The sequence below is a fragment of the Streptomyces sp. Tue6028 genome (assembly GCF_002300165.1).
Taxonomy (GTDB): Bacteria; Actinomycetota; Actinomycetes; order Streptomycetales; family Streptomycetaceae; genus Streptomyces; species Streptomyces siamensis.
Window position 1 is genome coordinate 172,984 of record NZ_MLCE01000036.1, and the last position, 20,908, is coordinate 193,891.

17 protein-coding genes are annotated in these 20,908 nt (G+C 73.5%); 8 read left to right on the plus strand and 9 right to left on the minus strand.

The genetic code is table 11. The features are described 5' to 3' along the window. Positions 1-215: 215 nt before the first annotated feature. A complete protein-coding gene (locus tag BKI49_RS33545; RefSeq protein ID WP_095938069.1) occupies positions 216-1,571 on the minus strand; it encodes a hypothetical protein in 1,356 nt (451 codons plus the stop codon). A 113-nt stretch (positions 1,572-1,684) separates the two neighbouring features. Here BKI49_RS33545 and BKI49_RS33550 point away from each other — a divergent pair, with 113 nt between their 5' ends. After that, the gene (locus BKI49_RS33550) at positions 1,685-2,911 is read left to right on the plus strand and encodes a molybdopterin-dependent oxidoreductase (RefSeq protein WP_095938070.1); all 1,227 of its coding nucleotides are present in this window, start codon (positions 1,685-1,687) and stop codon (positions 2,909-2,911) included. A 451-nt stretch (positions 2,912-3,362) separates the two neighbouring features. On the opposite strand, the gene BKI49_RS33560 is transcribed toward BKI49_RS33550, so the two are convergent. Genes BKI49_RS33560 through BKI49_RS33570 form a run of 3 tightly spaced genes read right to left on the minus strand, consistent with a single transcriptional unit; the run spans position 3,363 to position 5,562 of the window. Then, positions 3,363-4,214 (minus strand): class I SAM-dependent methyltransferase, encoded by an 852-nt coding sequence (locus BKI49_RS33560; protein WP_095938071.1) that lies wholly within the window; start codon positions 4,212-4,214, stop codon positions 3,363-3,365. Next, positions 4,211-4,831: a TIGR04282 family arsenosugar biosynthesis glycosyltransferase gene (locus BKI49_RS33565; RefSeq protein WP_095938072.1), complete on the minus strand. Its 621-nt coding sequence runs from the start codon at positions 4,829-4,831 to the stop codon at positions 4,211-4,213. The genes BKI49_RS33560 and BKI49_RS33565 overlap by 4 nt, the downstream gene beginning before the upstream one ends. After that, positions 4,828-5,562, minus strand: a complete 735-nt coding sequence (locus tag BKI49_RS33570; RefSeq protein ID WP_095938073.1) for a glycosyltransferase family 2 protein — start codon at positions 5,560-5,562, stop codon at positions 4,828-4,830. Before BKI49_RS33570 ends, BKI49_RS33565 begins: the two co-directional genes overlap by 4 nt. Before the next feature lie 511 nt (positions 5,563-6,073). Between BKI49_RS33570 and BKI49_RS33575 the strand changes: the two genes are divergently transcribed. Both BKI49_RS33575 and BKI49_RS33580 read left to right on the plus strand, forming a co-directional pair. Continuing rightward, entirely contained in the window at positions 6,074-6,808 is a 735-nt protein-coding gene (locus tag BKI49_RS33575) for a response regulator transcription factor (RefSeq protein ID WP_095938146.1), read from the plus strand. A gap of 34 nt (positions 6,809-6,842) precedes the next feature. Continuing rightward, the gene (locus BKI49_RS33580) at positions 6,843-7,955 is read left to right on the plus strand and encodes a sensor histidine kinase (protein WP_095938074.1); all 1,113 of its coding nucleotides are present in this window, start codon (positions 6,843-6,845) and stop codon (positions 7,953-7,955) included. Positions 7,956-8,045: 90 nt separating this feature from the next. On the opposite strand, the gene BKI49_RS33585 is transcribed toward BKI49_RS33580, so the two are convergent. Beyond that, entirely contained in the window at positions 8,046-9,041 is a 996-nt protein-coding gene (locus tag BKI49_RS33585) for an NAD-dependent epimerase/dehydratase family protein (protein ID WP_095938075.1), read from the minus strand. A gap of 878 nt (positions 9,042-9,919) precedes the next feature. Between BKI49_RS33585 and BKI49_RS33595 the strand changes: the two genes are divergently transcribed. Further along, positions 9,920-10,714: a SigB/SigF/SigG family RNA polymerase sigma factor gene (locus BKI49_RS33595; protein ID WP_095938077.1), complete on the plus strand. Its 795-nt coding sequence runs from the start codon at positions 9,920-9,922 to the stop codon at positions 10,712-10,714. Positions 10,715-10,887: 173 nt separating this feature from the next. On the opposite strand, the gene BKI49_RS33600 is transcribed toward BKI49_RS33595, so the two are convergent. The 3 genes from BKI49_RS33600 to BKI49_RS33610 form a co-directional block, all read right to left on the minus strand. Next, positions 10,888-11,214, minus strand: coding sequence for an ANTAR domain-containing protein (locus tag BKI49_RS33600; RefSeq protein ID WP_095938078.1), 327 nt, complete (start codon positions 11,212-11,214; stop codon positions 10,888-10,890). A 252-nt stretch (positions 11,215-11,466) separates the two neighbouring features. Then, entirely contained in the window at positions 11,467-12,777 is a 1,311-nt protein-coding gene (locus tag BKI49_RS33605; RefSeq protein WP_095938079.1) for an ABC transporter permease, read from the minus strand. A 3-nt stretch (positions 12,778-12,780) separates the two neighbouring features. Beyond that, entirely contained in the window at positions 12,781-13,569 is a 789-nt protein-coding gene (locus tag BKI49_RS33610; protein WP_037761948.1) for an ABC transporter ATP-binding protein, read from the minus strand. A 177-nt stretch (positions 13,570-13,746) separates the two neighbouring features. Here BKI49_RS33610 and BKI49_RS33615 point away from each other — a divergent pair, with 177 nt between their 5' ends. The 3 genes from BKI49_RS33615 to BKI49_RS33625 are packed head-to-tail and all read left to right on the plus strand — an operon-like array spanning position 13,747 to position 16,030. Beyond that, entirely contained in the window at positions 13,747-14,427 is a 681-nt protein-coding gene (locus BKI49_RS33615) for an ABC transporter permease (protein WP_095938081.1), read from the plus strand. Further along, positions 14,424-15,095 (plus strand): ABC transporter permease, encoded by a 672-nt coding sequence (locus tag BKI49_RS33620; protein ID WP_095938082.1) that lies wholly within the window; start codon positions 14,424-14,426, stop codon positions 15,093-15,095. Before BKI49_RS33615 ends, BKI49_RS33620 begins: the two co-directional genes overlap by 4 nt. Before the next feature lie 11 nt (positions 15,096-15,106). Then, a complete protein-coding gene (locus tag BKI49_RS33625) occupies positions 15,107-16,030 on the plus strand; it encodes an ABC transporter substrate-binding protein (protein ID WP_095938083.1) in 924 nt (307 codons plus the stop codon). A gap of 301 nt (positions 16,031-16,331) precedes the next feature. On the opposite strand, the gene BKI49_RS33630 is transcribed toward BKI49_RS33625, so the two are convergent. After that, positions 16,332-17,486, minus strand: a complete 1,155-nt coding sequence (locus tag BKI49_RS33630; protein ID WP_095938084.1) for a betaine/proline/choline family ABC transporter ATP-binding protein — start codon at positions 17,484-17,486, stop codon at positions 16,332-16,334. 348 nt (positions 17,487-17,834) lie between these two features. Here BKI49_RS33630 and BKI49_RS33635 point away from each other — a divergent pair, with 348 nt between their 5' ends. Next, a complete protein-coding gene (locus BKI49_RS33635; RefSeq protein ID WP_095938147.1) occupies positions 17,835-20,861 on the plus strand; it encodes an alpha-L-rhamnosidase in 3,027 nt (1,008 codons plus the stop codon). Positions 20,862-20,908: the final 47 nt, after the last annotated feature.

Below are 20,908 nucleotides of genomic sequence, written 5' to 3' on the forward strand. Positions count from 1 at the left end.
CAGCTCGGCACGGGCCAGGTCGGGCCCCACTATCTAAGCGCTTGTTCACGGCTTCTGTCACCTGTGACGGCGCCCACGCCGGAGGCCGCACGGGGTACCCGCCGCAGGCCCGCGCAGAGCATCCGTCGGACGCCCGCTCAGGGCACCCGCCGGAGGCTCACGCCGGGCACCTGCCGGACCCCCTGTCGGGTCGGTGGCACCGGGACGCTGCGGTGTCACCAGCCGGTCAGCAGCAGGTGGTTGAGGAGCAGGGCGAGCACGGCCTGCGCGGCGAGCCAGCCGCGGGGCCGGGGCAGCAGCGCGCCCGCCGCGAGCAGCCACATCGCGAACGGCAGCCAGATCCGCTCCGTCTCCGCCTTGCTCATCCCGGACAGATCGGCGACGAGGAGGGCGAGCAGGGCGGCGAGCACGAGCAGCGCGAGACGGGCTTCCGGCACGCTGCCGGGCATCCGGGGTCCCTTGCGGAGAACGGCCCGTAGCTCACCGAGGACGGGCGTCGCGCAGGCGCGTCGCAGCCCCGCCACCGTCGCCGGGCCCACGACCAGCACCGTGCAGGCGAGGTTCGCCCACACCCAGTAGCCGTACGGCCGGATGCCGCCCGCGCCCTCGTAGTAGCGGGTGACCAGCAGCCGGTACGCCTCCCACCAGTCGAAGCCGAGCAGGGTGAACACCAGCGGCACGACCGCGGCCCCGGCGGCGACGTAGGGCAGCGGGCGCAGTCGACGGGAGCCGAGCAGCAGCGCGGCGGCGGCGATCGGCGCGAACAGCGTCAGCCCGTAGGAGAGGTAGCAGGTGAGGCCGAACAGGAGGCCCGAGGCGAGACCGCAGGCCCGGGGGCGGTGCCCGGTGACGGCGAGGGCGAGGAACGCGACGGCCCACGCGGCGACGGCCGCGAAGTAGCCGTCCGCGGAGGTGCCCATCCATACGGCCGCCGGGGCGAGCACGAGGAACGGCGCGGCACGGCGGGCCAGCGCCTCCCCGCAGAGCACCCGCACGGCCACGAGGACCGCGGCCGGCGCGGCGGCCCCGACGACGATGCACCAGACCCCGGCCCACGCGCCGCCGCCCAGCCCGATCCGGTCCAGCAGGACGAACGTGACGGTGGCGGCCGGGGGATGCCCGGCCACGTGGGCCGGCCAGTGGTCCGGCGAGTGGATCAGGATGTGGTGGGTGAAGTCCCGCAGCGTGCCCGGGATGTCGTGGAATCGGTCGATGACCTGGAGGTACTCGTACTCGGTCGTGAGGCGCCGCGCGATCCCGCGCTGCCAGCCGTCGACCAGCGCCAGGGCGAACGTCCACGCCATGGCCGTGCCCCAGGCGGCCCACAGCAGGGCGCGCCAGGGCAGCCGGGCGGCGAGGCGCGGACCGTACGCGACGACGGCGACCGCCACGACGAGCGCGACGGCGGTGCCGGGTCCCGCGTGCGGTTCCCAGTGGGCGTACAGCGGTGGCCAGGACACGTGCAGGGTGCCGTCGCGGTGTTCGATCCGGTCGCCGATGAGGACGGCGGCCGCGACGAGCAGGGCGGCGGCCGGCACGGCGTACAGGTCACGGAGAAGATCGCGGTTCACACCGGCACGCTAGGCCGCGGTACCCCCTCGACCGCCGCCCCTCGTGTGGACGTCAGAGTTTCGTCATCGTTCGCGGCCCCTTTCGGGTGGTGTCGCGGGCCTACGGTCGGGCCATGCCTCGGTCTCCCTCCTCGCCCGCGTTCTGGCGCAGCCCGGTGCGCGGCCCCTGGTTCACCGCCGTGCTCGGCGTCGTCCTGCTCGGCGGGATCACGGTGCTGTTCGTCACCGGGCTCGTGTCGTACGCCGCCTACAACCCGGACCTGTCACCGGTCAACGACAAGACCCCGGACAAGGGGCTGCTCGGCTTCTACCTGTTCTCCTGGCCGACCGGCCCGGTCTGGCTCTACCGCCTCACCCAGGGCGTGCACGTGACGCTGGGCGTCGTGCTCGTCCCCGTCCTGCTCGCGAAGCTGTGGTCGGTCGTGCCGAAGCTGTTCGCGCTGCCGCCCGCACGGTCGCTCGCCCATGCGCTGGAGCGGATCTCGTTGCTCCTGCTGGTCGGTGGCGGGCTGTTCGAGTTCACCACGGGGATCCTGAACGTCCAGCTCGACTACGTCTTCCCCGGCTCGTTCTACCCGCTGCACTTCTACGGGGCCTGGGTGTTCTTCGCCGCGTTCGTGGCACACGCCGTGCTCAAGATGCCGGCGGCGCTCCGCGCGCTGCGCCACCCGCACGACGAACAGGGCGACCTGGTCGCACCGGAGCCCGCAGAGCCCACCGTCTCGCGGCGCGGCGCCCTCGGTGTCGTGGGCGGCGGCTCGCTGCTGCTGTTCGTCACGACGGCCGGCCGCAGCTTCGACGGGCCGCTGCGCCGAACCGCCCTGCTCACGCCGCACGGCGGCCCCGAACCGGGCGGCGGGCCCGCCGGGTTCCAGATCAACAAGACGGCCGCGTCACGGGGGATCAGCGCGAGCGAGACGACCGAGGAGGCATGGCGGCTCGTCGTGCGGGGACGTGGCCGCACGGTGCGACTGAGCAGGTCCGATCTGCTCGGACTCCCGCTGCACAGTGCAGCGCTGCCCATCGCGTGCGTGGAGGGCTGGTCCACCTCCGACCAGTGGTGGCGGGGGGTGCGGCTGCGCGACCTCGCGGCGCTCGTCGGGTACGAGCCCCAGACGGCGCCCGACGTCCTGGTCGAGTCCCTCCAGCGGCACGGCGCCTTCCGCAGCGCGGCGCTGCGCGACAACCAGGTGCGCGACCCGCGTTCCCTGCTCGCGCTCTACGTCAACGGCGCGCCGTTGACGCCCGATCACGGCCACCCGGCGCGCGTCATCGTCCCCGCGGCGCCCGGTGTGCTCAACACCAAATGGGTGGCCCGGATGACGTTCGGAGACCTGTGATGAGGCGGCCCGTGGTGAGACGACCCACGATGCGGTGGCCCGCGATGCGGTGGCCCGCGATGCGGTGGCCCGCGATGAAGCGGCCCGTGCTGCGGTGGCCCGGTCCCGCGCGGTTCGGTGCGCGGCCGGCCACGCGGCGGTCGCTCCGCTCGTACGTCGGGAGCCCGCTGCAACTCCTGCTGCTCGCCTGCTCGTTCGCGCTCGCCGGATACGCGGGGGTACGGCTCCTCGCGGACGACTGGTTCGCCGTGGCGCTCTGGTTCGTGGGTGCCGCCGTGCTGCACGACCTGGTGCTGGTGCCTCTGTACGCGGGTGCCGACCGGGCGCTGACCGGCGCACTGGACAGGGTGGGCCGCCGGGAGTGGACGCTCTACGTCCGTGTCCCGGCGGCGCTGTCCGCGCTCCTCCTGCTCGTGTGGTTCCCGCTCGTCACCGGGCAGGTCGCGGACCACTACCGGTCCGCGACCGGCCTGCCCGGCGACGGTTTCCTCGCCCGCTGGCTGCTGATCACGGCGGTGCTGTTCGGAGGTTCGGCGGCGCTGCTCGTCCTGCGGACGTGGCGCACCGCGCGGTCGGACCGGTTGCGCAGGGCGGCGAAGGAGCGCCCGCCGGCCGCCCACTGACCCTCCGGGCGCCAGCCCGCGCGCACCCCGTGCCGCAACAGGGCCGGGGTGCCGACGCGGGCCCAGGGGAACGCCGGCCCGCCGGCGCCGCCCTGGGCGTCGAGGGCCCGGACGACATGGACGCTGACGCGTTCGTCGACGTCCACGTCCGGGAGCGTCTCGGCGAGCAGCAGGCCGCCGGGCGCCACCAGCTGGGACAGTCGGCGCAGCAGGGCGGCCGGGTCGCCGCCGATGCCGATGTTGCCGTCGACGAGCAGCGCGGTGTTCCAGCGCCCCTCACCGGGGAGCGGTTCGAACACGGACCGGCGCAGCGCCTGTCCGCCGAGCCGCAGGGTCCGGGCCACCGCGGTCTCGCTCACGTCGATGCCCAGCGCGCGATGGCCCCGGGCCGCGAGCTCGGCGACCAGCCGCCCGGGGCCGCAGCCGACGTCCAGCACGGCGCCCTCGCAGCGCCCCAGGACCTGGAGGTCCACCGCGTCGGCCCGCGCGCACCAGCGTTCCACCTCCAGGGGCAGCAGCCAGCCGTCGGTCCGGCGCAGGAAGAGCGGGCCCCGGCCGCGCGCCAAGGCGTCCGCGTACGGGTCGGCGCCCCAGGTGCCCGGTGCGCCGGTTCCCGGGCCGGTCGCCGGCCGGTCCGGACCGGCGACCTCGGCGGTGGTGATCTCGCGGGCGCCGTTCATCGGTCACCGGCCGCCGCTGCGAGGCGGCCCAGCTCGGCCGCGAAGCGGCCACCGGGTGCCGAGGCGGCGACCGCCTCCGCGTCCGCGGCCGTGTCGACGTCCCGCAGCCGGGGCAGATCGCGCACCCGCAGTCCCGCTGCCGTGAGGCGGTCCCGCTGCACGGCTCCGGTGGTGGGCGTCGACATCGGAACGCCCCTCAGGAGCGCGGGATCGGGTGCGGCGAGCCCCAGAGCCCAGAAGCCGCCGTCCTCGGCCGGCCCGAACCAGGCGTCGCAGTCGGCGAAGTCCACGGTGAGCAGCGCCGGCGTCACCTGAGGCGTGTCCATCCCGATGAGCAGCGCGGGTCCGGTGCAGCCGGCGAAGGCCGCGGCCAGCCGCTGGTCGAGCCCGCCCGCGCACTGCGGTACGACGTCGAAGCCGGGCGGCAGCCAGGCGCCCGGCGCTCCGTCGAGCACCAGGACACGGCGCGCCGCGGGCGTCGCGGCCACCGCGCGCAGGGTGTCCACGAGCGCGGCTTCCGCGAGCGTCGCCGCCTGCCGGGGAGTGAACGGAGGCGTCAGGCGGGTCTTGACCCGTCCCGGCCGCGGTTCCTTGGCGATGACGAGGAGCGTGGTCACTGGGCGGTTCCTCCGGGGTGCGGGGTGGCTGCGGGGGCGGCGCCGGGCGGCTCGGCCAGGACACGGCGCATGTCCCGCACCGCGTGCCAGGTGCCGCGCCAGGTGCCCGTCACCTTGGACGCGCCGGTGCGCGGCAGATAGGGCACGTCGTGCTCGGTGACGCGCCAGCCGGCGTCGGCGGCGCGGACGACCATCTGGAGCGGGTAGCCGCTGCGGCGGTCGGTGAGGCCGAGGGCGAGCAGGGGCTCGCGGCGCGCCGCGCGGAGCGGCCCGAGGTCGCGCAGGCGCAGCCCCGTGCGACGGCGCACCATCCGGGCGAGCACGGCGTTGCCCGCGCGGGCGTGCGCGGGCCAGGCGCCGCGTTCGCGTGGGCGGCGCCGTCCGAGCACCAGGTCCGCCCCGCCGTCCCGTACCTCGCGTACGAACGGCACGAGCAGCGACGGGTCGAGCGAGGCGTCGCAGTCGCAGAAGCACACGATGTCCGCGGTGGCGGCGGTGAGGCCGGCGTGGCAGGCGGCACCGAAGCCGCGGCGCTCCTCGCGCACGACGGTCGCGCCGAGGGCGCGGGCCAGCTCCGCCGAGCCGTCGGTGGAACCGTTGTCCACGACGAGGGCGCGCCAGCCGGGCGGGATGCGGGCGAGCACCCAGGGGAGGGCCTCGGCTTCGTCCAGGCAGGGCAGGACCACGTCGACTTCCGGGTCCGGGGAGGGAGAGGTCGTCACGGCGTTCACCCTACGAACGCGAAGGGGAGATATCGGACTTCGGATCCTTACGAAACACGGACGTCGGACCGGGCCGACCGCATCGGCGACGAGCCGGTGGGAGGCTGGACGCATGCAGCAGCCGTACGAATCCGCAGGCACGCGGCGCCGGGACGCGCCGGCTCCCGACGGTCGGGCTCCCGACGGTCGGGCTCCCGACGGTCGCGGCCCCGCACCGGCCGGCTCCGCCGAGCCCGCGGGACCGGGACCAGGACCGAAGACTCCGCCGGTGGGCGCACCTCGCGACCCCGTGACGGCCGGACCGCACCGCCCGTCCGGCGCCGGACCGCACGCAGGCCCCGGACCTCGTACGCAAGAGGACTCCGGACACGGCGCGCACGAAGGGTCCGGGCGCGGTGGACACGAGGGCTCGGAACACGGTGGATCCGCCGGCTCCGGGCACGGTGGACCCGACAGTTCCGGGTACGGCGGACACGGCGCGGAGCACGGTGTGCACGGCGGCTCCGGGCCCCGTGAAGCCGTGTCCGCCGCGAACGTTCCCGGCGGGTACGGAGAGGCCGCCCGCGTCCTGGTCGTGGACGACGATCCGACCGTCGCCGAGGTCGTCTCCGGCTACCTGGACCGCGCGGGATACCTGGTGGACCGTGCCGCGGACGGGCCTTCCGCGCTCGCCCGCGCCGCCGCGCACCGGCCCGACCTGGTGGTGCTGGACCTGATGCTGCCGGGCATGGACGGGCTGGAGGTGTGCCGGCGGATGCGCGGCCACGGCCCCGTGCCGGTCATCATGCTCACCGCGCGCGGTGACGAGGACGACCGGATCCTCGGTCTGGAGGTCGGCGCCGACGACTACGTCACCAAGCCCTTCAGCCCCCGCGAACTGGTGCTGCGCGTGGAGTCGGTGCTGCGCCGCAGCAGGCCCGCCCCCGCGGCCCGGCCCCTCGCCACGGCCGGACTGGCCATCGACCCCGCGGCCCGCCGTGCGACCAAGCACGGCGAGGAACTCGCCCTCACCATCCGCGAGTTCGACCTCCTCGCCTTCTTCCTGCGCCATCCGGGCCGGGCCTACAGCCGCGAGGACCTGATGCGCGAGGTGTGGGGCTGGGACTTCGGTGACCTGTCGACCGTCACGGTCCATGTGCGCCGGCTGCGGGGCAAGGTCGAGGACGACCCGGCGAGCCCCCGGCTGATCCAGACGGTGTGGGGCGTCGGCTACCGCTTCGACGGCACATCCCGTGAGGAGGCGGTCCGTCCATGACCACCGCCCTGCCGCGCGAGGAGGCGGCCTGACCATGCACGACATACTGCTCATGGCGCTGTACGCCTTCCTGGGCGCCGCGGCCGCCGGACTGCTCGGCGCGGCGGCTCTGTGGCTGCTGCGGCGACGGTCGCTCACCGCGTCGCTCGGCGTCGTCGCCGCGGTCGCCGTGACCGCCATGCTCGCGGGGACGCTCGCCGTGGCCTGGGCGATGTTCCTGTCCTCCCACGACCTGACCGTGGTGACCACGGTCGTCGCCATGGCGGCCGTGGTGTCCCTGGCCACCGCACTGCTGCTGGGCCGCTGGGTCGTGGCGCGCAGCCGGGCGCTCACCCTCGCCGCCCGTTCCTTCGGCGACGGCGGCGACTTCGCCGCGCCCGACGGCCCGGCGACCGCCGAACTGGAGGCGCTGGGCCGGGAACTGGCGGCCACCAGCGCGAAGCTGGCGCGGTCCCGTGAGCGTGAGCGCGCCCTGGAGACCTCGCGCCGCGAACTGGTCGCGTGGATCTCGCACGACCTGCGTACCCCGCTGGCCGGACTGCGCGCGATGTCCGAGGCGCTGGAGGACGGGGTGGCGGCCGACCCCGAGCGCTATCTGCGCCAGATGCGCACCGAGGTCGAACGGCTCAACGGCATGGTGGGCGACCTGTTCGAGCTGTCCCGCATCCATGCGGGCGCCCTCGCGCTCTCCCCGTCGCGCGTCTGCGTGTACGACCTCGTCGGAGACGCCCTGGCGGGCGCGGACCCGCTGGCTCGCGAGCACGGGGTCCGGCTGGTCGGCGACCGTGTCGAGCCGGTCCCGGTCGAGGTGGACGGCAAGGAGATGAGCCGGGTCCTGGGCAATCTGCTGGTGAACGCGATCCGCCGGACGCCGGCCGACGGTACGGTCGCGGTCGCCGCCGAACGGTCGGACGAGGGGGTCGTGCTGTCCGTGACCGACGGCTGCGGCGGCATCCCCGAGGAGGACCTGCCGCGCGTCTTCGACACGGGCTGGCGCGGCACGAACGCCCGTACCCCTCCCGCCGGAGCCGGCCTGGGCCTTGCCATCGTCCGGGGCATCGTGGAGGCCCACCAGGGCCGGGCGGCCGTGCGCAACGTCCCCGGGGGCTGCTGCTTCGAGGTCAGACTGCCCACGGCCGAGGTGTGAGCGGCGCACGCGGGCGAGACCGCGAGACTCTCGCGCAGGTGCGGCTCCGCCACTCCCCACGCGGCCGCGCGGTCGCGGACTCCCGCGTCGCTACTCCCCACGTAGCCGCGCGGTCGCGAACTCCCGCATCCCCTCGGTGAATCCGACCTCGGCCTTCCAGCCCAGCTCGGCCCGCAGCCGCGTCGAGTCGGCGGTGATGTGCCGGACGTCCCCGAGCCGGTACTCCCCGGTCACCACGGGCTCGGGGCCCCGGGAGGCCGCGGCGAGGGCCTGTGCCATCTCGCCGACCGTGTGCGGTTCGCCGCTGCCGGTGTTGTAGGCCGTGAGCGCGCCCGCGCGTGAACCCGCCTCCAGAGCGGCCACGTTGGCCGCCGCCACATCCCGAACGTGCACGAAGTCCCGCCGCTGGCCGCCGTCCTCGAAGACGCGCGGCGCCTCGCCCCGGGCGAGAGCCGAACGGAAGAAGGAGGCGACCCCGGCGTACGGGGTGTCGCGGGGCATCCCGGGGCCGTACACGTTGTGGTAGCGCAGCGACACCGCGCTGCCACCGGTGGACCGGGCCCACGCGGCCGCCAGATGTTCCTGGGCCAGCTTCGTGGTGGCGTAGACGTTCCGCGGATCGGCGGGGGCGTCCTCGCCCACCAGCCCCGGGGTCAACTCCGCACCGCAGCGCGGACACCGGGGCTCGAACCGCCCCGCGTCCAGGTCCGTCACGGCCCGGGGCCCCGGTCGTACCGCCCCGTGCCGTCCGCACGCGTACGCGCCCTCGCCGTACACGACCATCGAGCCGGCGAGCACGAGCCGCCGTACCCCCGCGTCGGCCATCGCGGAGAGCAGCACCGCCGTGCCGAGGGCGTTGCGCGAGACGTACTCCGCCGCGTCGCCGAACCCCGTGCCCAGACCGACCATCGCCGCCTGGTGGCACACGGCGTCCACCGTCGGGAGGGCGGTGGCGACCGCGTCCGCGTTCCGCACGTCGAGGCCGTCGCGCAGGTCGAACGCGAGCGGCTCGTGCCCCCGCGCCCGCAGCGCCCGTACGACATGGGACCCGATGAACCCGGCGTCGCCGGTGACCAGTACTCGCATGCGACTCACGCTAGGGCGGCGGCCCCGCCCCACGGCAGCAGCGCGCCCGTCATGTCACGGCTCCGTAAGACCTCCAGGTCGTGGGCGGCCGACGAGACGGACGGCGAGGGCAGGGCCGACGTACTGCGGACCCTCAGCCTGCACGACCACCCGCACGCGAAGCCCTCGGCGTGCGCCACCACGGCCATCCGGGCCCCCGCGTCCGACGGCGGGTGCCGGATGTCCTCGCCGGGCGCGACGTACCCCGCAGGCCCGCGGCCACGGCCGCGCTGCTCGCCCCCTGCGGGACCCCGACCCCGAGGTGCGGATGAGCGCGGGCGGAGCGCTGCCGGGGTGGGACGGCCCCGGCCTGGACGGCACCCGGGAACTGCTCGCGCCGGCGCGGGACCCGCACCCGGACGTGCGCGGCGTCGCCGCGGAGGCACTGGCCGCGTTCGGGGGACGGCACACCCGCCGTCGCGGACGCGCTCGTCGCCCTGCTCGGCGAGGACGACCGGTCGGTCCGCCCAGCGGCCGCCTACGGGCTCGCCGGCGCGACGATCCGCGCACGGCGGAGGCGATCGAGCGGGTGGGTCCGCTCGGGCCCGCGTCCGCCGAGGGCCACCGGGCCCACCGGCTGTGGTCACGCCACGGACGGACCGGCTGACAGCGGGCCCGTACCCGGTCACGCTCCAGCGTCGCGCGATCGCCGGGTGTCATATGATTCACGAATTTGTTTGCGTGTGTCGAGAGAGGGAAACTGGGAGAAGAGTGCTTCGGACAGGAGGCACGTCCGTGGGAGCCGGTATGCCGGACCGCGGGTGTCTCCTCTCGGCCCGTGTGCGTGCCCTCCCATGGTGACTGTTCAGTCAGCACCTCCTGAGGGAGTTGTGAGCACCATGTCCGTCACGGCGAGAACGACGCATCACCCCCACGACGACGCCCCCGACACCACCGAAGCATTCGAACGTCTGTCCGCTCTTCCCGACGGTCCGCAGCGGCAGGCGCTGCGCGACGAGCTCGTCAGGACCTGGCTCCCCATGGCCGAACGCATAGCCGGACGGTTCCGTGGCCGGGGGGAGTCCATAGAGGACCTCGTCCAGGTCGCCGCACTGGGTCTCGTCAAGGCCGTCGACCGCTACGACCCCGCCCTGGGGCACGCCTTCGAGAGCTACGCCATCCCCACCATCACCGGCGAGATCAAGCGCCACTTCCGGGACCACATGTGGATCCTGCACGTGCCGCGCCGGGTCCAGGACCTGCGCAACCGCGTACGTGCCGCGCTCAAGGAGCTGTCCCAGACGATCCCGGGCCGACGGCCGACCGTCACCGAGATCGCCGAGTGCGCCCACCTGTGCGAGGACGACGTACGGACCGCCCTGGAGGCGCTGGACAGCTTCACCGCCCTGTCGCTGGACGCCGATCTGCCGGGCAGCGACGACGGGTACGCGCTGTCCGACGCCCTCGGCGAGCCCGACACCGGCTACGACCTGGTCGTGGACCGGGAGGCCGTGAAACCCCTGCTGTGCGAGTTGCCCGAGCGGGAGCGGACCATCCTCTACCTGCGCTTCTTCCGCGGCATGACACAGAGCGGCATCGCACGGCAGCTCGGCATCTCGCAGATGCACGTGTCCCGGCTGATCAGCAACTCGTGCAGCGCGGTGCGGGAACAGGCGCTCGCCGATGTGGCGTAGGCACCCCGGTGCCCTGTACACCGAACCGGCCGCCCTGCCGAGTCGACCCGGCAGGGCGGCCGGTGGCGAGCTCACTGCCGAACCCTCCCGGGAGCGGTTGGCCAGTGCCCCGCTCCTTTCGGACTACCGGGGAGGGAGCGATCGAAACACCCGCGCGCCTCGGGCGTCCGGACTCACGGCGGCGGTGGCGCACCCGGGATCTCCGTGGGCCCGTACTTGTCGAGCGTCTCCTCCAGGACCGCGCGCACGTCCGCGGGCAGCTCTCCCTCCTGCCCCCAGACGATGATCATCTCCGCGACGGCGCGCAGCTTGATGTTCGTGTGCTGGGACACCTCCCGCAGGACGGCCCAGCCCTGCTCGGGCGTCACCCGTCCGAGCGCCACCATCATGCCGATGGCCTGGTCCACGACGGCGTGCGAGGTGACCGCTTCCTTCAACTGGTCGATCTCTTCCCGCAGTCTGCGCGGATCGTCGTCATCCGGACGGGCGTCTGGACTCATCGTCCCCTCCGGGCGGGGTGTGTCGTCGGGCAGGGCTCCTGGATCCATCGTCGCCACTGCACCGGGCGTGTGCCAACGCTGCGGAGGACATCGACTCGTCCCCGTACGGAGCCCGGGTCCCGCCCGACGCGTCGCCGTACCGAGCCCGGGTCCCGCCCGGCCCGTAGCCGTGCCGCGCCGCCCGTCCCGCCCCCCGACACGACGGGGGCAGCCGCTCGACGAGCGGCTGCCCCCGTCGCTACCCGTACGCGATCACGCGGCCAGGGTCACGGCCTCCACCGCGGGTGCCCGCACGGCGTGCCGGGCCGTGAGCAGGCTCGTGCCCACCGTCACCAGCGCCGCGACCGCGACGACGCCGAGCCAGATTCCCGGCCCCCGGCCGGGCAGCGGCGTGTCCGACCGGACCAGCGTGAAGGGGAGGATCCCGGCGAGCCCGGCCAATGTGCCGAAGAAGACGCCGGTCACCGTCAGGACCACGCTCTCCACGCCGACCGCCGCGAGGACCTGCCCCGGTGTCGCGCCGGCCAGTCGCTGCCGCCCGAACTCCCCGGCCCGGTAAGTCGTGGCCGCGTACAGGGAGTTGACCAGCATCACGCAGGCGAAGACCACGATGATCCCGACGACCACCAGGTTCAGGGTCTCCAGGTTCTTGGCGTCGACGGACTTCGGCAGGCCGGAGGCGTCGATCGCGTCGTTCTCGACGGCCTGCATGTACAGGGTCGCCGTCGCCACGCAGGTGAACAGGATCAACGGCATCAGGACCGCGGACAGTTCCGCGGCGCGGCGTCGCAGGTTCCGCACGGCGAACCAGCCGCTCGCCCCCGGCAGGGGCAGCCGGTCCAGCACGGTCGTCAGCAGTTTCGGGGACACCAGCGCGCACCCCACGGACAGCAGGATCGCGCCGTAGGCGGGCGGCGCCATCAGGGCGGCGTCCCGCGCCGAGAAGGCGAAGGTCGAGCAGACGGCCACGGCACCGAGCGCCAGCGCCCCGTACGCGAGCAACCTTCGCGCCCCGCGCCGGGGCACGCTCCGCCGGGTGGCCCGGCGCACCGCGAGGAACGCCGCGCCCGCCGCCGCGAGCACCGTGATGCCGATGCCGGACATCAGCGCGACGGGACCGAAGGAGTAGTCCACCGACCGCGCCACCTGTCCGCTGTCCTGGAAGACGCCCAGCAGGGCCCGCCCGCCGAGCATCGCCGGACCGATCGCCAGAACCGCACCCACCAGCGCGATCACGACGGCCTCCCCGACGACCATCCGCCCGATCTGCGCCGGCGTCGCTCCGGAGCAGCGCAACAGCTCCATCTCGGAGCGGCGTTGACGGACGTTGACCGTCAGCGTCGACGCCACCGCGAAGAACACCAGCAAGGTGCCGTACCCGCCGACGACGCTCGCCGCGGTGGACAGCGACTCCGCGCTCACCCGGTCCACGCCCGGGCGGCCGGCCGTGTCGTGCATCGACTGGAACGTCATGATGATCGCCGCGCCCAGGAACGCGGACAGCAGGGTCGCCGTGCAGCGCGCGGGGCGCTTGCGCAGCGAACGCAGGGCCAGAGCGAACATCCCTCACACCTCCAGCAGGACGTCGTCGCCGAGATGGGCCAGCCGCTCGGCCACCGCGTCGACCGTCGGCGCGTGCAGCTCGCCCGCCAGGCGCCCGTCCGCGAGGAACACGACGGAGTCGGCGTACGAGGCGGCCACCGGGTCGTGCGTCACCATGACCACGGTCCTGCCGTGCACCCGCACGGCCTCCCGCAGCAGGACCAGTACGTCCCGCGCGCTGCGCGTGTCCAGGGCCCCCGTCGGCTCGTCCGCGAAGATCACCCGAGGCTCGGTCACCAGCGCCCGGGCGATCGCCACGCGCTGCCGCTGTCCTCCGGAGAGCTGGTCGGGCAGATGACCGAGCCGGTCGCCGAGCCCGACGGCCGTCAGTACCTCCCGCACCCGCGCCCGGTCGACGCGTCGGCCGGCGAGCTTGAGCGGCAGGATCGTGTTCTGGGCGACGGTCAGTGTCGGCAGGAGGTTGTACTGCTGGAAGACGAAGCCGATCCGGCTGCGCCGGAACCGTGTCAGCTCCGCCTCGCCGCCGCCGGTCATCTCCGCCCCGTCCACCCTCACGATGCCGCTGTCGGGGCGTTCGAGCCCCGCCGCGCATTGCAGCAGCGTGGACTTCCCGGACCCTGAGGGCCCCATGACCGCGGTGAACGTGCCGCGCGCCAGACCGAGCGTCACCCCGTCCAGGGCGGTCACGGCACCGGCCCCGGTCCCGTAGGACTTGCCGACCTTGACCAGCCGCAGCGCCTCGGCGGCGGGTCCCGGGTCGTTCGTGCGTCGCGCTCGGTGAAACATCGTCATCACCCTCCGTCGGCACGCCCTGTGCCTCGTCCACGACGCTACGGAGAGCCGGGTCCGCCCACACGGGCCGCAGGACCCCTGTTCCGGGGTGTACTCAGCGACACCCTCGGACGCCGGTCCACCCCGTACGGGTCACCAGAACGCGCCGGGCACCGCCCGCACCGATGGAATGGAGGGGTGACCGCGCCCCCCGACGACTGCCTGGCGCGCAACGAGTGGATCTGCGGCGAGTATCTGAGCACCCGCCGGCACATCCTCCTCGACGCGGTCGCCCAGCACCTCCAGCTCACCGCGGTCTCGGTCCTCTTCGGACTCGCCGTCGCGGTGCCGCTCGCCGTGCTCGCCCGTCGCTGGGGCCTGGCGGCGGGCCCGGTCCTCGCGGCGACCACGGTCCTCTACACCGTCCCGTCGCTCGCGATGTTCTCGCTCCTCCTGCCGGTCTACGGACTGTCCGCCGCGCTGGTCGTCGCGGGCCTCGTCCTGTACTCGCTGACCCTCCTCGTTCGGAACATCCTGGCGGGCCTGCGGGCCGTCCCCGAGGAGACCCGGCAGGCCGCGCGGGGCATGGGGTACGGGCCCGTCCGGCTGCTGCTCACCGTGGAGCTGCCGCTCGCACTGCCGGCGGGCATGGCCGGGCTGCGGATCGCCACCGTGTCGGCGGTGTCCCTGGTCACCGTCGGCGCCATCGTCGGCTTCGGCGGGCTCGGCAATCTCATCTACGCGGGCATGAACACCTACTTCAAGGCGCAGGTCCTCACCGCGTCGGTGCTGTGCGTCGTCATCGCCGTCGCCGCGGACCTCCTGCTCCTCGCGGTGCAGCGGCTCATGACCCCCTGGACCCGGGCGGGCCGCGGATGAACACCCTGACCGAGGCCTGGGGATGGCTCACCGACCCCGCGCACTGGTCGGGCGACGACGGCGTCCGGCACCGTCTCGCCCAGCACCTCGTCCTGACGGTCGTCTGCCTGGTCGTCAGCTGTCTGATCGCGCTGCCCGTCGCCCTCGTCCTCGGGCACCTCGGCAAGGGCGGCGCGCTCGCCGTGAACCTCTCCAACGTCGGCCGGGCCGTGCCCACCTTCGCCGTGCTGGTGCTTCTCCTGCTCACCCCGATCGGGAGGTGGGGCGAGGGGCCGACGGTCGTCGCGCTCGTCCTCTTCGCCGTGCCGCCCCTGCTCACCAACGCGTACGTCGGGATGCGCGAGGTCGACCGCGACGTGGTGCGGGCGGCCCGCGGCATGGGCATGACCGGCCGACAGAGCCTGTTCCAGGTCGAACTGCCCCTCGCACTCCCCATGGTGCTGACCGGGGTGCGGATCGCCGCCGTCCAACTCGTCGCGACCGCCACCATCGCCGCGCTCGCCGGCGGCGGCGGGCTCGGCCGGATCATCACCGCGGGATTCAACCTGGCCAGCACGCCCCAGGTCGTCGCCGGTGCCGTGCTGGTCGCCGTCTTCGCCCTGCTCGTCGAGGGCGTCTTCGAGGTCGTCGAGCGGGTGGCACCGCACCGGGCGAGGGGCTCGCGGTGAGGAGACACGCCGTGCTGACCGGGGCCTTCTTCCTCCTCGCCGGCTGCGCCACCGGACCGTCGCTGGAGAACCGGGGCTCGGTCACCGCCCCGCCCGGCGACAGCAGGCACCTGGTCGTCGGATCGGCCGGATTCACCGAGAGCGACCTGCTGGCGCAGATGTACGCGCTGCTGCTGAAGCAGGCCGGCTACAAGACGTCGATGATCACCGTCGCCAACCGGGAACTGTACGAACCGGCCCTGGAATCGGGGCAGATCGACGTCGTGCCCGAGTACGCGGCGACCTTCGCGGACTGGCTGAACGCCAAGACCCACGGTGCCGACGCGCGCCCCGTCGGCTCGCCCGACCTCGGCACCACCATGACCGCCCTGCGCGCACTGGCGACACCGCGCGGGCTCACCGTCCTCGACCCCGGCAGAGCCGTCGACCAGAACGCCTTCGCGGTGTCCGCCGCGTACGCCAGGGAGCATCACCTCAAGACGCTCGGCGACCTCGGACGGTCCGGTCTCCCGGTGCGGCTCGCGGCGGGCGACGAGTGCGTGCAACGGCCGTACTGCGAGCCGGGGCTGAAGAAGACGTACGGCATCGATGTCGTCGCCGTCGACCCGAAGGGTGTCGGCACCACCCAGGCGAAGCAGGCCGTGCGGAGCGGCCGGGACCAGATGGTGCTGACGACCACGACGGACGCCACGCTCGACGAGTTCGGGCTCGTCCTGCTGGACGACGACAAGCACCTGCAGAACGCCGACTACATCGTGCCCGTCGTCAACCGTTCGCGGGCGGGCGGCGAGGGCGTCACCAAGGCGCTCGGCAAGCTGAACGACGTCCTCACCACGGCCGACCTGGCGTCCCTGAACCGGCAGGTGGACAGCTGGCGACGGCTGCCCGAGGACGTGGCGCGCACCTATCTGCGGGACAAGGGCCTGCTGACCTGACCCCACGGGGCCTCGCCCCGACCGGGCAGGTGCCGGGCGCGCGACCTCTCCGGACAGGTTGACCGGATCGGTCCGGCGCGGCGGGCCCCGGGGCCCGCGGGCGTCTCGACCGCCCCCACCGCGGCCGGAGTTCCAGGCATGCTTCGAGCGCCCCCACCACGCGCGGAGTCCCCCACGCGCTTCGACGGTCCGGCCCCGGCCGGATTTCCCCGCACGCCTCGACCGCCCCCACCGCGGGTCGAGCGCCCCGCATGCCTCGACCGCCCCCACCGCGGGTCGAGCGCCCCGCACGCTCCGCGGCTCAGGCGTCCGCCACCGAGTCGAAGTCCACCTGACCGCGCGGCACGCCCCGCGCGTCCGCGTCCACCGACCTGCGCAGCGCCTCGTGCAGCTTGGCCGGGGTCAGCACGCCGAGGAAGCGCGCCCCGTCCAGTACGGCGACCCAGCCTGCGTCGTGCTGGAGCATGACCCCGAACGCCTGCTTCAGGGGAGCGCCCACGGGCACCCGGGAGTTCATCCGGTGCGCCAGGTCACGGACCCGGCCGCCCGCGCCGAGTTCGTCCCGGCCGACCCATCCGTGCAGATCGCCGTCGGCGTCGAGCACCACGGCCCAGCGGGCGCCTTCGGCCCGCAGCCGTTCCGCGGCCCGCCCGGCGCTCTCGTCCAGCCGCGCGATCGGCGGCTGCTCCAGGTCGTCGGCCTCGATCGTGGTCACCGACAGGCGTTTCAGGCCGCGGTCCGCGCCCACGAAGTCGGCGACGTACGGCGTGGCGGGCGTCCCGAGAACGGCGCCGGGCGTGTCGAACTGCTCGATGCGGCCCTGGCCGTACACCGCGATGCGGTCGCCGAGCCGTACCGCCTCCTCGATGTCGTGCGTGACCAGCAGCACCGTCTTGCGCACGGCTTCCTGCATGCGCAGGAACTCGTCCTGCAACTGCTCCCGCACCACGGGGTCGACGGCCCCGAAGGGCTCGTCCATCAGCAGCACGGGCGGATCGGCGGCCAGCGCCCGCGCCACGCCGACCCGCTGGCGCTGACCGCCCGACAACTGGTCCGGATAGCGCGGTCCGTACGTCGCCGGGTCCAGGCCCACCAGGTCGAGCAGTTCGGCGGCGCGGGCCCGTGCCTTCGCCTTCTTCCAGCCGACGAGAGTGGGCACCGTCGCCGTGTTGTCGAGGATCGTCCGGTGCGGGAACAGGCCGACCTGCTGGATGACATACCCGATGCGCCGCCGCAGCCGTACCGGGTCGACCGTGGCGATGTCCTCGTCGTTCACGAAGATCCGCCCGGACGTCGGCTCGATCAGCCGGTTCACCATCATCATGGTCGTCGTCTTGCCACAGCCCGACGGGCCGACGAGCGTGACGAGTTCGCCCTCGGCCACCTCGAAGGAGAGGCCGTCCACGGCGGTCGTGCCGTCCGGATAGCGCTTGGTGACCTGCTCGAACCGGATCATTCCCTCACGCTAACCGCGTGCCGCGATCACCGCCCACCAGCGGCGTCTCCGCGAGTCGAATCATGGATTCCGTTTTTGAAAAGTTTCAATCAGGGTGTCCTGATCCCCTGTTGCCACCCCTCCCGTAAGCGCGTTCCGTCGCGCGCTTCTGTTGAATTCTGTCTGACAGTTGCGTTGTTGAGACGGTGGACAGCCGTCGCGGACGCCGCTAAGTTCGCCGCCAGTCGGAGTGAAACGTTACAACCAGCGTGCTCCGAGAGCCGAAGGGATGACGGCGTGAACGAAGGAACGGGCAATGTGCGACGCAGAACGGTGCTCACCACGGCCGCGAGCGCCGGAGCCCTGGCGATGGCCGGAGGGATCGGCGCGTCGGGCACGGCACGGGCGGCCGCACCGGCCTCGGACGGGGCCTCGGTCACAGGACTGACGGTGGAGCACCGGACCGACCCGCTGGGCGTGGACGCCGACCGACCGCGCTTCGGCTGGCGCATGGCGTCCTCGGCCCGCGGCCGGCGCCAGAGCGCGTACCGGATCCTGGTGGCCACCTCGCCCGAACGGCTGACCCGCACCCGCGCCGACGTCTGGAACAGCGGCCGCGTCACGTCGGCCGACTCCGTGGCGGTGCCCTACGCGGGAGCCGCACTGCGCCCCTCCACCCGCTACTTCTGGTCGGTGAGCCTCTGGGACGAGGACGGCCGCGCCCTCCCCGACGCCCCGGCCGCCTCCTTCGAGACGGGCCTGCGCAGCACCGACGGCACGACGGGCTGGGACGGCGCCCGCTGGATCGGCATGGCGGGCAAGAAGCCGAACAGCCCGGGGGCGCCGCTGCTGCGCCGTCAGGTCCGGCTCCAGGGACGGAAGGTGCGCGCGGCCCGGCTGTACGTGTCCGCCCTCGGCGTGTACGACGCCTATCTCAACGGGCGGCGGGTCACGGTGCCGCAGGGCGAGGGCACCACGCACGAACTGCTCACGCCGGGCTGGACGAACTACGACCGCACGATCAGCTATCTGAGCTACGACGTCACCGGCCTGGTCGCGGGGGAGCGGGCCGTCACCCTGGCGGCGGTGCTCGGCAACGGCTGGTACAACGCCCGGATATCCGACGGCAGCACCTACTACTCCAAGGACGGCAACCGCCTGGCGCTGAAGGCCAAGCTGCTGATCCGCTACACCGACGGTTCGACGCAGACCGTGGTGACCACGCCCGGCGACGACTGGCGGGCCACGGACACCGGCGCGTACCGCGGCGACGACATCTACGACGGACAGACCTACGACGCCCGCAAGGACATGCCGGGCTGGACGGCGAACGGCTTCGACGACTCCGCCTGGCCGGGGACCGAGGAGGTCGACTTCGCCACCCGGTACCCCGACGCGAAACTGGTCGCCTACCCCGGCGAGAGCGCACGGCTGATGCCCGAGTGGGACCGCAGGCCGCGGTCCGTCACCCTGTACACCGGGGTGACCGGCGAGGCGGGCAGCGCCAACGGACGTGGCCGCATCGTCGTCGACGCCTCCCGGTCGGTGACCGACCCCGCCGCGGCGGCCCGGGCGGCGGTCACGGTCGGCGACGGCGACACCGCGGTCTTCGACCTCGGGCAGAACATGGTCGGGGTGCCGCGCTACACCGTGCGCGGTCCCGCGGGCGCCGAAGTCACCTTCCGGTTCGCCGAGATGCTCAACGACGACAGCGCGGGCGCCGACGGCCCCGAGGGCTCCGTCTACCGGGCCAACCTGCGCTCCGCCAAGGCGACCAGCACCTACACGCTCCGGGGCGACGCGCACGGCGAGACCCACCAGGACTCACTCGCCTTCTACGGATTCCGCTACGTCTCCGTCACCGCCTCCGGCGCCCCCGTCACGATCACCGGTCTGACGGGCAAGGTCGCCACCTCCGCGATCCGTGAGACCGGCAGCGTCACCACGAACGACAGCTCGGTCAACCAGCTCATCAGCAACGTGCGCTGGGGTCAGCGCGGCAACTACCTCTGGGTGCCCACGGACTGCCCGCAGCGCGACGAGCGCCTCGGCTGGACCGGCGACACCCAGCTGTTCTGCAACACGGGTCTCTACAACGCCGACGCGGTCAACTTCCTCAGCCACTTCGAGGACAACCTGATCGACTCGCAGCAGATCTACGGCCTCGACGGCGCCCAGTTCACCGCCGTCTCGCCCGGCAACCGGTACAACGCGCCGGCTCCCGTGAGCGGTTGGGCCGACTGCGGTGTGGTGGTGCCCTGGACCGTCTGGCAGATGAGCGGCGACCGGACCGTCGTCGACCGCAGCTGGGCGGCCATGACCCGCTACCTGGACTGGATCCAGCGCAGGACCGGGGACAGTTACGCCGGCCAGGGCGCCCTGTTCGCCGACTGGCTCGCCCCGCAGAGCACCGGCACCCAGCTCATGAGCGACGTCTACTACGGCCACAGCACCCGGCTGATGGCGCAGATGGCCCGCGCGACCGGCCGGGACACCGAGGCCGACCGGTACGACCGGCTCTTCTCCCGCATCAAGCGGGCGTTCATCGCCAAGTACCTGAGCACCGAGGACGGGAAGCTCACGGTGCGCTCCAGCCTGGGCGGCAAGCCGATCATCGGCACGGACCCCGAGGACAACAGCCAGACCGCGCTGCTGTGGGTCCTCAAACTCGGTCTGTACGACACCGACGCGCAGCGCCGCGGGCTCGTCGACCTGCTCGCGCAGAACATCGGCAACGACGCGGCCTACAAGGCGGCCCACCCCGGCAGCACGCGCGTGCAGTACGCGGAGAACACCCTGTCCGTCGGCTTCCTCGGCGTGAACGTGCTCGCCCCCGTCCTCACCGACCAGGGCCGCGCCGACCTCGCGTACGAGCTGCTCCACCAGGACGCGATGCCCTCCTGGCTGTACTCGGTGAAGAACGGGGCCACCACGGTCTGGGAGCGCTGGAACTCCTACTCCGAGGACGACGGCTTCGGCCCCGTCGAGATGAACTCCTTCAACCACTACTCCTACGGCGCGATCATGGAGTGGATGTACGAGAGCATGGCCGGCATCGCCAAGGACCCCGACCACCCGGGGTTCCGGCACTTCTTCCTGCGACCCCACATCGACCCCACGGGCCGTATCACCGAGGTGGCGGGCTCGCACGTCTCGCCGTACGGCGAGATCGTCAGCGAGTGGACGGTGAAGGGCCGGACCCTCTCCTACCGGGCCGTGGTCCCGGCCAACAGCACCGCCACCCTGCGGATCCCGGCCGCCGACGCCGCCACGGTGCGCGCGGGGCGGACCCCGCTGGCGCGGGTGCCCGGCGTGGAGTTCGTCGGATTCGAGGACGGCACGGCCTCCTACCGCCTGCCGTCGGGCGGTTACGAGGTCACGGCCGTTCTGGACTGAGCGGGCACACGGACGGGGGCGGGCCCGCACGGTTCACCGAGCGGACC

Coding starts and splice junctions, on each gene's coding strand:
- BKI49_RS33550 (WP_095938070.1), top strand. CDS start 1,685: ATGCCTCGGTCTCCCTCCTCGCCCGCGTTCTGGCGCAGCCCGGTGCGC.
- BKI49_RS33560 (WP_095938071.1), bottom strand. CDS start 4,214: ATGAACGGCGCCCGCGAGATCACCACCGCCGAGGTCGCCGGTCCGGAC.
- BKI49_RS33580 (WP_095938074.1), top strand. CDS start 6,843: ATGCACGACATACTGCTCATGGCGCTGTACGCCTTCCTGGGCGCCGCG.
- BKI49_RS33585 (WP_095938075.1), bottom strand. CDS start 9,041: ATGCGAGTACTGGTCACCGGCGACGCCGGGTTCATCGGGTCCCATGTC.
- BKI49_RS33595 (WP_095938077.1), top strand. CDS start 9,920: ATGTCCGTCACGGCGAGAACGACGCATCACCCCCACGACGACGCCCCC.
- BKI49_RS33600 (WP_095938078.1), bottom strand. CDS start 11,214: ATGAGTCCAGACGCCCGTCCGGATGACGACGATCCGCGCAGACTGCGG.
- BKI49_RS33605 (WP_095938079.1), bottom strand. CDS start 12,777: ATGTTCGCTCTGGCCCTGCGTTCGCTGCGCAAGCGCCCCGCGCGCTGC.
- BKI49_RS33610 (WP_037761948.1), bottom strand. CDS start 13,569: ATGACGATGTTTCACCGAGCGCGACGCACGAACGACCCGGGACCCGCC.
- BKI49_RS33620 (WP_095938082.1), top strand. CDS start 14,424: ATGAACACCCTGACCGAGGCCTGGGGATGGCTCACCGACCCCGCGCAC.
- BKI49_RS33630 (WP_095938084.1), bottom strand. CDS start 17,486: ATGATCCGGTTCGAGCAGGTCACCAAGCGCTATCCGGACGGCACGACC.
- BKI49_RS33635 (WP_095938147.1), top strand. CDS start 17,835: ATGGCCGGAGGGATCGGCGCGTCGGGCACGGCACGGGCGGCCGCACCG.